The organism is Mycobacterium sp. WUMAC-067 (assembly GCF_020217485.1).
In the GTDB taxonomy this organism is placed as follows: Bacteria; Actinomycetota; Actinomycetes; order Mycobacteriales; family Mycobacteriaceae; genus Mycobacterium.
This window is the reverse complement of record NZ_JAEKMI010000099.1, coordinates 1-6,834: the sequence shown is the minus strand read 5'-3', so window position 1 is coordinate 6,834 and position 6,834 is coordinate 1. Positions and strand designations below refer to the sequence as shown.

Sequence of the window (6,834 nt, the reverse complement as noted above, 5' to 3'; positions counted from 1 at the left end):
TCAGTGCGAGAGAGCTTTTTGCTACCAATCACTCGCGGCAGCGGTACCTTCAGGCATGCAACCGATGATTTGCGCGTCAGGGGTAGCACTTCGACAGGACGATCAGCGTCGGCATCCACCCGTACTACGGTCGGCGGCGCACTTCCAATAACGGGGCCTCCGCCACGGCTGGCGTCTGATGCGGACACGACGTCTGCCGATGCGACCGGTCCACCGGCCCTCAAGGACCAAGCCTCATAGCGGGTAACCACGAGTGCAATCAGCGCGCGGTGCTAACCACAAGATGAGTGTCAAGGATCAACCGACACAGAAATGTAAAGAATGAACCGACTCTGAACAGGGGCACTGCGCGGTATGACCTGCGGTTATGGCTGAGTGGGTGGGCCGGGTGGTGCGGTCCGTGGTTGCGGCGGCTGCGGCTCCGGTTGCTGCCGTTGCTCCTGGTGGTGATTCGGGAGTATGACGCTGGTCGGCCCGAGCCGCTGCAAGACGTTCGGGTACATGTGGAGCACACGTTCGACCGTTCCCACTGCGGCCGGGTTGAGAAGCGAAGTGACGTAGTACGTGAGATCTCCACGCGAAACATGGATCTGGCGGGTGTATTGATGGTCCTGCGCCCAAGCAAACGACCCCGCGAGAAAGTTCGCGTGGGGGTTCTGCTGCTGTTCCTCGGGCGTGAGGTTCGCGCTGCGGTGCAGGACGTCGATCAGATTGTTGAGAATCTGCCTCTTCCCGACAATCGCTTGAGTGATGAGATGTATGCTCCCCAACAGCGTTTCACTAGAGTCAAGCATGTGGATTTGCAGCCGCTGAGTGTCATAATTCGTGATTAGCTCTGACAACCCTTGCCTAACAGATAGTCTCAGTGTATTGGCCCTGTGCTTTATCTCAGCATCGTCAAGCGGATCACCGTTTTCGTCGTTCTGAAGGTTCGTGTTCAAAATGCGACGGAGTAGTTCGGCGCATGTGTGCTCGATTTGGCTTACCAATATCAGCCATCGCGCTAGCTCTTGCCGCAGCACATCGCCGCGTGAGTCGGCACGTTGCTGCCTGGTCAAAGCAAGGGTTGCGTTAGCGACCTCTCTCGCCTGTCGAAGCGTGCGCCGGTTGTACAACGCGGACGAAATGATCGCGAGGACCGCGACGGTGATCGTGCCGAAGCTGCCCCACCCTTCGGTGTAGTGCCAGTCGTGCCACATGCGCAGCAAATGGTTCCACCAGAGATCCCACCAGGTCTGCCTGGAGTCCCTGCAGGTATAGCCCCGCGACCAGACGGGGTAGTCCCACCAGTACGGGAAGCGGTCCCACGCCCAGCAGGCCATCAAGATTCCGAATCCGCGATAGGTGTTTTGCAGAGAATCTGCGGCTCCGTCACGGCTGCGCATGTTTCCACAACAGCCTGTGATGTGGCTCGAAAATCGCTGACGGGCGGGGCAGCATAGACGCATGGCCAGACGATCCGAGGCACGCCTGGCGCATTGTGAAACGGAGTAAGCGATGTCCTGGCAGTACCGCAAGTCAAAGAAAGTCGGGCCGTTCCGCTTTACCGCAAGCAGGCGGGGAATCTCAAGCAGTGTCGGGTTCGGGGGATACAGGGTTACGCGGCGCGCTGACGGTAGCTATCAGCGCACCGTCCGCGTCCCCGGCACCGGCGTCTATAACACCACCAGGATTAGCTCGCCCCGCCAGCCGCAGTCCGCAGTGTGGAGTGGTGTCGGGTTCGCCGCCGGATTTGCGCTTGCCCGACCCCTATTTTGGCCGCTCCTGATAATCGGCATCCTTCTTTTGATTTTCGCGTGGAAAGCCCTGCTGGTCTGGGGCCTCGTCATCACCGCCATCATCCTGACGCGGCGCTACGTGCGGAAGCGGCAACTGCCGGATAAGCGTTTTAGGGATGCGGTCGCCGACATCAACATTCCCAATCCACTCATGCAAGCTGATGCTGTCTGCCAGGTACTTGACGCCGGTGTGACGGCCAACGGCACGCTCAGCGTCAAAAACGCGTTTAACACAGTTCTTAATAGCAACCCGAATATCTCGCCAGAGGATGCAGGGGGCTTTATCGGCGCGGTCATAGGTGCCTACCGCCCGCAATACAAGCCGCTGATACCGCCCAACGTGGGCACCGTCGCAGAGGACGCATATCGGGAACGAGTGTTCCTGCAAACAATCGCGAAGGCCGGTGTGAACATTCGCCAGCCCATCGATCAGGCGCATACCGTTTGCCAGGTGCTGGATACCGGCGTGACATTCGAACAGATGTCGTGGCGGGTTGCCAAACTCAATGACATTCCACCACTCGACGCTGCGCGCTTCGTAGGCACAGCAATAGCCGCCTACTGCCCACAGCACAATTCATTGATGGAAGGGCCGCCCGGATAGCAACATCGAAAGCCCTGGTCACGGCAATGCGCCCCGCTGCTGGTCCTGGTGGCGCGTTACGATGCGAAGCTGTGGGGCCTAATTCGGCGGAAGATTCACGTCCGGGCAGAGGGCACCGTCAGCGGCCCCGATGATCACGTTGGCTTGATTTCTGGAGTAGACCCCGTCACTTGTCGTCATATCCACAAGCGTGCCGACCGATGTGCCGCCTCTGAGCGCGCGACAAATAACCTGCCCGAAATGGATCGCAGCGGCGCGATTGCTGTAAGGGACACCCATCCCGTCGAGAGTGGTTATATACATGTCTTCGCCCGAGTCAGCATGTGCCGGAGCGGCAACTATCAGGCCACCGAGAAGGACCGCACAGATTACGAGCATTTGGACTTTGGCCATCAGAGCGGTGCCAGGCTGGGGCAGTAATTCTGGACGGATCGATCGACAAAGTGCGCCGCCTCGGTCATGTTCCACGAACGCTCTTGCTTTACTTGGATCATCGCGTCCAACATCGAACCATTTCCGGACAGTAGGTAATTGCAGACCGCGTGCCCTCCTGTGATCGCATCGGAACGGTTCATCGAGATGCCGTCGTCTGTGATCGCCGCGATGAACGCATCATCCTCCGCGCGATCGGCTTTCGCGATCGGGCTGGCAATGAACGCCATCACGGCAAGCATGGCGGCCGCCAATATCGTTCTCACATGTCGCTCCTACCACATCCATAGGGTTGAGGGAGGTTAATTCGCAACAGTGGGAATGCTTTGGCGAAACGACCCCGTTCTGGAGCTATTGCGCCACGCCGCCGCTGACCGAGACGCAGCGCGCCCCGGTGGCGAACGTGGCAACCCCAATCGCCAGGCCGCTTCAACGCCGTCGGACCCGATGGCTAGCGATGGCACGCGCCGCGGAAGATCACACGCAGAACGCACGAGCCGCCAGCCAGGAAGCGCCGAAAACAGGGGTTGGATCAGTCTATTTTCACACTGGTGCCCCTGGTGCCCCTGGTGCCCCCGGCAGGATTCGAACCTGCGACACCGGCTTTAGGAGAGCCTGCAAGCGCTCCTAGTCATCGCGCCGAAAGGCGTTGTGATCTGCCGATATAACGCCATCTGACACCAGTCGAAACCATGGCGTGTCGCGGATTCACCGACCAAGCACCGACCACAGATCAGCGTTCGATTCCGGGCTCGATAACGAGCGAAGCCCCCCGGCTGCAACCGAGGGCTTCATCACGGAGGCGAATGTGGAAACCACCGCTTTTGCGCGCGCGATCAGTCTATCGCGGGCACTCAACGGGAGCACCGTTCCGATTATCGCGGGCGGTGCCCGATGAACCAGACCGAAAGCGACTCGACGGAACGCGCGTACGAGATCCGCGACTATCGGCATGATCCAGACGGTCCGGACCAGATTGAGGCTTGGCTATCAGGTTGGCCGTGGCCGGTGGTGCGTGCGGTGCAGCGCGAGGACGTATGGCTGGTGCTCGTAGATCCAGCGGTTAGCGCGACCGCTGGCGTGCCCGAAGCCAATCGGAGGGGTCTCGATGCGATCAATGCAGACGAAGCGCGCATTTGGGTTGAGCTGCTGGCGGCCCTCTACGTGAAAGCTGTCGCGAAATGAGTCTGAGGGCATTCGACGACAGCACCGTTTCGACGATCTCGGGGGTGTCCAATGAGCTTGATGCCTAACGGTTGGTCCGTCGATGTCGATGTTGAGAACGTCGTCGTGACGTTCCCAACCGGGGGCGGCGTAGCTCGGCTTGAGCTGAGTCGCTATGAGGCGCGGGTTCTTCGATTTCAACTGCGTCTCGCGTATGCGCTAGCGGGGCGCAACGTCTGGACGGCTGGAGAGTTCTCCGAGAGGAGTGGCCCGGAATCCGACACCTTTGGTGCGCTGGTCCGCGACCGCCTCGACCTCCGGCGGGTTGAGATCTCCGAAGAGGAGCGGGCTGGCTTGTGGGCTCGACACCGACAACGCGTCAAGCGGTATATCGAGCAGCTGGAACACGATGCGGCACGCCCTGAGACTGCCACATCATTCGACGACTGGGAGAACCTGAAAGCAGGTGCTCAGGCAGCCGACGGAGGATCTGCGGCGGACATGGGTGCGGGACTTGCCGGGCTTGGGCCTGCGGCGCAAGTGCCAGGCGGCTGGAGTATCGAGCTCGCCGGTCAGTTGATCAAGTTTGTTGTGCCTGCGAGCGGAGTAGACGGGGAGTTCGAGCTAACGGATGCAGAAGCTCTCGCAGCAGGTGTCCGGCTGATCGAACTGTCTGCGACCGCTCGTTGGGTGCGTGTAGCGATGGAAGGAGCCGGCGAATGAGCGAGCATGCCACTGGTCAATCTCGGCCCGCCGGCGCGCCGGCTAGGAGCAGCGGAGCCGCGGAGGGCCCGAGCGTCCTTGTTGCGCGCAGTGGAAGCTTAGGAGCAAGACAACCCCGGATCACGGTCCTCAGACAGTCACTTGTGCCGAAGCCGTCGGTTCAATTCGGCGGAACGATCGGCGATCGTGCGGGCCAGTTCGCGGACCTTGTTGTCGCGGCTCGCCGCTGCGGAAGTCTTTTCGAACTCGCGCTGTTCGCCAGGTGTGAGGCTGGCGAGCAACTCCCGCCGCCTTTCCTTGTAGCCAGTCACTGGCAGATCGTATCCCTCATGCTGTCCCGGCTGCACTGTGCTGAAGCGGGTGAGAGATGAACCTGTTCGCGTACCTGCGCGTAGGCCCCGGTGGCAGCATCTATCTGCCTGCCGAGTTTCGAGAGCAGATAGGGCTAGCTGACGCAGCGGCGTATATCGAAGCACGATTGGCTGTTGATGGCGTCATCGAGCTTGGGCCAGTCGTGCTGGGTGACCTACCTCCACGCACGTTCGGTCAACACACCGACCTGGAAGTGCCGCAGCCGCTTGAGGAACCGCTCCAGTCGAACGAGCTGGCCGGATGGGAGGCAGACCGTGATCTCGTTGACCACGAGATCCGTGATCCTTGGCGTGATGTTCCTGAGACGGCCGGTGAGGAGGTTGCGAGTCGTCCAGTCGGATCGGATCGCGCACCTGCAGACGGTGATTCACTGGATGTCTTATCAGGTGCAGATTGGTCGACGGTGGCCGAATGGTACGTCGATGTGGAGAGCGACCATGTCGTGGTCCGATTTCGCTCGGCTTGGGAGCGACGTGACCATGATCTGACCGTCGAACAAGCGTGGCTTCTGGCCAATGAGCTGAGGGCTGCGTGCCTGGCCGTCACCGGTGCGCTCGGGGACCGAGATGCGGCGCGTGCTGCCTTGCGCGCCTACACGACACGTAGTGCGCGAGCGCTCGGTATCGATGCCGACACGCACAAGGTGTATGAACCGGACCTCGATGCGGGATATGGCCAACTTGCTGCAGAGTTAAGCGCCGAGTCAGCGGAGGACTCGACTGGAGCAGATCAAGAGGCGAGTCCGTTTCCTCGTCGTGGTTACAAAGTCCGTGACTACCGCGATGCCGAGGAGGGCGGCCCGCGGGTCGAGGTGTGGTTGGCCGGATGGCACTGGCCCGTCGTCCGCGCCGTCAAGTACGCGGGCGGATGGCTGGTGCTGGTCGATTCGACGGTAGCTGAGTTGGCCGGTGTCGGCGGTGTCTCTCTGGCGGGCCTGCATGCCAGCAATGCCGACGAGGCAATCAAATGGATTGAGTTGCTCGCTGCGCTCTACGTGAAGGCGGTGGGCAAATGATAGTGGTGCCTATGAGCAATCTGGCCTCTTACGCCGACCCGGCGGGCCGGAGCGCCCCAGGCGCGGAGGGCCAGAGGGTGGGCGGCGCGAGCGCAGCGAGCGCTCTTGGTAGTACTCAGAGTTATTGCTTCACACCTGATTCGCTGGAACGCCGGCGGCTTCGGTGGGGAGCACGGGCGATGCTTTGGCAAGCGTCCTCTCTCAAGGCGGTCCGTTGCTGCGGGAGGATGCTCCACAACGACGCGGTGGGTGACCCAGACGACGGGCAGGCTGTTCAGATCACACGTCGTGACGTCGATGGCCTGATGGTTGCCAGCTTCAAGGGTCTGATGACGTGCGGGTCGGTGTGGTCTTGTCCACGGTGTTCAGCGGTGATCGCGCATACGAGAGCCGCTGAGGTAGGGACAGCAGTGCGGGAGTGCTACCGCCAAGGCGGCACGGCATACATGCTCACCTTGACGATGCGGCATGCTGCCGGCGACCGCCTCGCCGATTTGTGGGATGGCCTGAGCTCTGGTTGGAGATCAGCTTTCGGTACGCGCACGTGGACGGGGCAAAAGGCCCGAACTACTTGGCGGAACGGCAAGTTGGTACAGATCAAAGAGAGGACAGGTGATGCCGAATTGTTCGACGTTGCTGGACTGACTCGGGTCGTCGAGGCGACGTATGGAACGGCGTCGCAGGGTGGACACGGATGGCACCTTCATATTCATGCCCTGGTGTTTTCGGCGTCACCGATGCAAGTG

General features: G+C 61.0%; 8 protein-coding genes and 2 pseudogenes. 5 read left to right on the top strand and 5 right to left on the bottom strand.

All coding sequences use genetic code 11. The features are described 5' to 3' along the window. Nucleotides 1-133: 133 nt before the first annotated feature. Both JF781_RS28795 and JF781_RS27170 read right to left on the bottom strand, forming a co-directional pair. Nucleotides 134-259 (bottom strand): annotated as a pseudogene (locus JF781_RS28795) (IS481 family transposase); the annotation flags it as partial. A gap of 106 nt (nucleotides 260-365) precedes the next feature. Further along, a complete protein-coding gene (locus tag JF781_RS27170) occupies nucleotides 366-1,385 on the bottom strand; it encodes a hypothetical protein (RefSeq protein ID WP_225330630.1) in 1,020 nt (339 codons plus the stop codon). Between the two features lie 112 nt (nucleotides 1,386-1,497). Here JF781_RS27170 and JF781_RS27165 point away from each other — a divergent pair, with 112 nt between their 5' ends. Further along, the gene (locus tag JF781_RS27165) at nucleotides 1,498-2,382 is read left to right on the top strand and encodes a DUF4236 domain-containing protein (RefSeq protein WP_225330629.1); all 885 of its coding nucleotides are present in this window, start codon (nucleotides 1,498-1,500) and stop codon (nucleotides 2,380-2,382) included. 78 nt (nucleotides 2,383-2,460) lie between these two features. Here JF781_RS27165 and JF781_RS28790 read toward each other — a convergent pair whose 3' ends face one another. Further along, nucleotides 2,461-2,685, bottom strand: a complete 225-nt coding sequence (locus tag JF781_RS28790; protein WP_225330631.1) for a DUF732 domain-containing protein — start codon at nucleotides 2,683-2,685, stop codon at nucleotides 2,461-2,463. Nucleotides 2,686-2,774: 89 nt separating this feature from the next. After that, nucleotides 2,775-3,080, bottom strand: coding sequence for a DUF732 domain-containing protein (locus tag JF781_RS27155; RefSeq protein ID WP_225330628.1), 306 nt, complete (start codon nucleotides 3,078-3,080; stop codon nucleotides 2,775-2,777). A 628-nt stretch (nucleotides 3,081-3,708) separates the two neighbouring features. Between JF781_RS27155 and JF781_RS27150 the strand changes: the two genes are divergently transcribed. After that, nucleotides 3,709-3,999, top strand: a complete 291-nt coding sequence (locus JF781_RS27150; protein ID WP_225341337.1) for a hypothetical protein — start codon at nucleotides 3,709-3,711, stop codon at nucleotides 3,997-3,999. A gap of 51 nt (nucleotides 4,000-4,050) precedes the next feature. Further along, nucleotides 4,051-4,701 (top strand): hypothetical protein, encoded by a 651-nt coding sequence (locus tag JF781_RS27145; protein ID WP_225330650.1) that lies wholly within the window; start codon nucleotides 4,051-4,053, stop codon nucleotides 4,699-4,701. A 137-nt stretch (nucleotides 4,702-4,838) separates the two neighbouring features. Here the strand turns inward: JF781_RS27145 and JF781_RS27140 are convergent, their stop codons facing one another. Then, the gene (locus JF781_RS27140) at nucleotides 4,839-4,982 is read right to left on the bottom strand and encodes a hypothetical protein (RefSeq protein ID WP_225330651.1); all 144 of its coding nucleotides are present in this window, start codon (nucleotides 4,980-4,982) and stop codon (nucleotides 4,839-4,841) included. A gap of 86 nt (nucleotides 4,983-5,068) precedes the next feature. Here JF781_RS27140 and JF781_RS27135 point away from each other — a divergent pair, with 86 nt between their 5' ends. Together JF781_RS27135 and JF781_RS27130 are read left to right on the top strand one after the other, a co-directional pair. Then, a complete protein-coding gene (locus tag JF781_RS27135; protein ID WP_225330652.1) occupies nucleotides 5,069-6,088 on the top strand; it encodes a hypothetical protein in 1,020 nt (339 codons plus the stop codon). Between the two features lie 446 nt (nucleotides 6,089-6,534). Beyond that, nucleotides 6,535-6,834: pseudogene (locus tag JF781_RS27130) on the top strand (protein rep); the annotation flags it as partial.

Bases quoted from the DNA above. Each gene is read 5' to 3' on its own strand.
- JF781_RS27170 (WP_225330630.1), bottom strand. From the start codon at position 1,385: ATGCGCAGCCGTGACGGAGCCGCAGATTCTCTGCAAAACACCTATCGC.
- JF781_RS27165 (WP_225330629.1), top strand. From the start codon at position 1,498: ATGTCCTGGCAGTACCGCAAGTCAAAGAAAGTCGGGCCGTTCCGCTTT.
- JF781_RS28790 (WP_225330631.1), bottom strand. From the start codon at position 2,685: ATGTATATAACCACTCTCGACGGGATGGGTGTCCCTTACAGCAATCGC.
- JF781_RS27150 (WP_225341337.1), top strand. From the start codon at position 3,709: ATGAACCAGACCGAAAGCGACTCGACGGAACGCGCGTACGAGATCCGC.
- JF781_RS27145 (WP_225330650.1), top strand. From the start codon at position 4,051: ATGAGCTTGATGCCTAACGGTTGGTCCGTCGATGTCGATGTTGAGAAC.
- JF781_RS27135 (WP_225330652.1), top strand. From the start codon at position 5,069: ATGAACCTGTTCGCGTACCTGCGCGTAGGCCCCGGTGGCAGCATCTAT.